This is a genomic window from Actinocorallia lasiicapitis (assembly GCF_054778695.1).
Window position 1 is genome coordinate 1 of record NZ_BAAGZI010000513.1, and the last position, 3463, is coordinate 3463.

Here is a 3463-nt window from a genome sequence, read left to right on the forward strand (position 1 = left end):
AACCCCCCGAAACCTTGGCCCGGACTCTTCGACGACGTTCCGGAACCTCTGCGCCCGGTCGCCAGGAACAGGGCCGCGAGGAACGCCCAGCCCGCGGTGCCGTGGTCCAGGGCGGTCGCGGTGACCAGGGCGGGGGCCAGCAGCACGCCCGCCGTGAAACCGCTGTTGAAGACCCCCTGGTAGGCGCCGGGAGCGCGGTCGTCGGCCAGCTCCATCGACAGGGCCCAGCCGCCCGCGGCCGTCAGCATCTCGCCGACCGTGTAGACCGCGGTGACCAGCAGCAGCAGGACGGTCGCGGCGACCGCGCCCCGGCCCGAGGTGAGCGCGTAGCCGAGGCACGCGACGGCCAGCAGCAGACCGGCCAGGGCGTTGACGCGCGCGGCGCGCGCCGGATGCTCGGTGCCCCGGCTCAGCCGGACCTGGAACGCCACGACCAGCGCCGTGTTGAGGACGAACGCGGCCGCCACGACCGGGGTCGGGGCGTCGGTGTGGTCGGCGATCCAGAGCGGCAGGCCGACCTCAAGGATGCCCGCTTGGAGCATCATCACCCCGCAGATCAGGGTGATCAGCAGGTAGGGGCCGTCCTTCAGCGGGTCGCGGGCCGGGGCCTCCTTGCCCTGCGCCGGGGCGGGCGGTGTCACGGGCAGGCGGAGCAGCAGGACGGCGGAGACCGCGAACGTGACGGCGTCGGCGAGGATGACGGCCGTGTAGGCCTCCCGGGTGTCGGCGTGCAGCGCCAGCGCCGCGACGGCGGAGCCCGCGCCCATCCCCACATTGGTGAGGACGCGCAGGAACGCCCGGCCCCGCACCCGCTCGTCCGGCGGCAGGGCGATCATGACGACGGCGAGCCGCACGCCGTTCGCGCCGCGCTCCACGAAGGTCGCGGCGCAGACCAGCCCGAGGAACGCGGGGAACGAACCGGCCAGCGGGTAGAGCGCGACCAGCCCCGCCTCGATCACGAACAGGACGATCAGCAGCCGGCGCGCCCCCACCCGGTCGGCCAGCCGCCCGAGCGGCACGCCCGAGGCCACGCCGCAGAGCCCGGCGGCCGCCAGCCCGAGCCCGAGCTGGGCGACGGACAGGCCGATGACCCGGGTGAAGTAGAGGGCGCTGACGGTCATGAACATGCCGTTGCCGAGCGTGTTCACGAGCGTCACCGCGGACAGGGTGCGCATGACGGGGGAGTGCTTCATGCGCCCTATGTCAGCCGACGCCCGCCCCGCGAAGAACCGATGAAGCCAGGTGCTAAACCGACGCGGTCAGGGCGTCGGGGAAGATGTTGGTGACCAGGGAGCGGTCGGTGAACAGGACCCAGTCGGGGGCCAGCTCTTTGGAGTAGCGCTCGAAGTAGACGAGCTGCTTGCTCACCAGGACGAGCTCCCGCGGCGTCTCGGCCTCGTACTGCTTGGCCATGTCGAACAGCAGCACGATGGTCTTGCCGAGGCTGACGTTCTTCAGCCCGGTCCGCAGCAGCGGGCCGAACACGAGCTGCATCCGCATCGCGATCTCGGCGTCGGTGCCGATGCTCTCGGGGATGATCCCGAGCCGCCGGTAGCCCTTGACGATCCGGGTGAAGTCGAGGTCGAACATCGCGGTGTAGAAGAAGTCCTTGAGGAGCTGCTGCCAGTCGGGGTCGAGCTGGCCCATGATCCCGAAGTCGAGGTAGCAGGTGCGGCCGTCGTCCAGCACCCACAGGTTGCCCGCGTGGACGTCGCCGTGGAACAGCCCGTGGATCAGGCACGCCTCGGCCCACGCCTTGACGCCGTGCCGCAGCAGCTCGGGCCCGTCGAGGCCGCGTTCGCGCAGCGCGGCCGACTCGTCGAACGGGGTGCCGTACATGCGTTCCATGCAGATCACGCGCGGCGCGCAGTAGTCCCAGTAGATCTCCGGGGCGGTGACCATCGTGTTGTCGCCGAACCGGTGCAGGTTCTCGCGGAACTCGTGCTGCCGCTGCGCCTCCAGGGCGCTGTTCAGCTCCTGGAAGGTGACGGCGTGCAGATCCTCGATGATCGCGGTCGGCTTGACGCGCCGCGCGTGCACCGTGACCCGTTCGGCGGCGCGCGCCAGCAGATGCGCCAGCCGCAGGTCGCGGGCCATCCGGTCGCGGATTCCCGGCCGCTGCACCTTGACGACCGCTTCCCGGCCGTCGCGCAGGACGCAGGCGTGCACCTGGCCGATGGAGGCCGCCGAAAGGGGGGTGCGGTCGAACGACTTGAAGATCTCGTCGGGGTCGCCGAGGTCCTCGCGGATCGCGGCCAGCGCGGCCTCGGGGTCGATCGGCGGGACCTCGTCCAGGCAGCGGAGCGCCGCGTCGGCGAGCGGCTTGGGGAACAGGCCGGGGGAGGAGGCGATGAGCTGGCCGAGTTTGACGAAGGTCGGCCCGAGCCGCTCGAACCCCGTGACGACCCCGTCCCAGACGCCCTTGCCCTTCTTGCCGCGCCGGACCGCGGAGCCGATGCTGACGGTCATCACCGCGGCGATCACGATCAGCCGGCCCAGGTCGCGCGGGCCGAAACCGCGCAGCGCGGGGGCGTCGACCTCCAGATCGCTCGCGGTGGGGCCGTCGGCATACGGTCCGCGGAAGATCATAAGTGTTCCCTTTCGTGGGGTCCTCCGTGGAAGTTAGTTCATTGCAACAAACGTGTCGATATGTTGCAGGTCACGCCGAACGCGATCTAGGCTCGGGGCCATGACGACGCGTGACGAGCTCCTCGCCCTGGAGGCCGCGGACTGGACCCGTCCGGGCCGGATCCCGCTGGTCCACACGGCCCGTCAGGCCCTCGCGCTGCCGCTCGGCCAGGCCCGCTGGGCGGCCAGGCTGCTCACCGGCGGCCTCGGCGCCGCGCCCAAGGACCTGGTGTCGGGGTGGTTGCGCGAGCAGCTCGCCGTGCTCGGCCCGTCGGCGGCCGAGGTGGCACGGCTGATCGAGCAGTCCGACGGGATGGCCCCCGGCTTCCTCGTCGACGAGCTGCGCGACCGTCCCGTGGTACCCGCTCCGCTCAGCGCCGACACGGTCTGGCGGGTGCTCCGCCGCGACTTCCCCGGCCGGATCGCCTCCCTGGACTGCGAGCCGCTCGCCGTCTCGCCGCTCAGCCAGCTCCACAAGGTCGTCCTCGACGACGGTAGCTCCGCGATCTTCCGGGTGGCGCGGCCCGGCATCCGCGACCGGCTCGAATCCGACATCAGGCTGGCCGCGACCCTGCTGCTGCCCGCCCAGCTCATGCCGCCGCTCAGCCAGATCAGACCGCTCGACGTGCTGAGGTCGGCCGCCCGTCAGGCCGTCGAGCAGACCGATCTGCGCAACGAGGCCCTGAACGTGGCCGAGCTGGTCGCGGCCGTCCCGTCGGCGGCGCTCGCCGGAGCCGTCCCCGCCGAAGGGCCGCGCCCCTCGATCCTGTTCGCCGCCCCCCTCGACGGCCTGTCGTCCCGCGACGCGACCGGCTTCGCCGCGGTCCCCGGCGCC

General features: G+C 72.1%; 3 protein-coding genes. 1 reads left to right on the plus strand and 2 read right to left on the minus strand.

What is annotated here, in order from left to right; genetic code table 11:
• Nucleotides 1-1193 (minus strand): MFS transporter (locus tag ACYVE7_RS31270; protein WP_460369823.1); only part of this gene is annotated, 1193 nt, incomplete at its 3' end.
• 52 nt (nucleotides 1194-1245) lie between these two features.
• Nucleotides 1246-2589 carry an ABC1 kinase family protein gene (locus tag ACYVE7_RS31275; protein ID WP_460369825.1) on the minus strand — a complete coding sequence of 448 codons (1344 nt, stop codon included), beginning with the start codon at nucleotides 2587-2589 and terminating at the stop codon, nucleotides 1246-1248.
• Between the two features lie 100 nt (nucleotides 2590-2689).
• On the opposite strand from ACYVE7_RS31275, the gene ACYVE7_RS31280 reads away from it, so the two are divergent.
• Nucleotides 2690-3463: AarF/UbiB family protein (locus ACYVE7_RS31280; protein ID WP_460369827.1), on the plus strand; the 774-nt coding region annotated here is incomplete at its 3' end.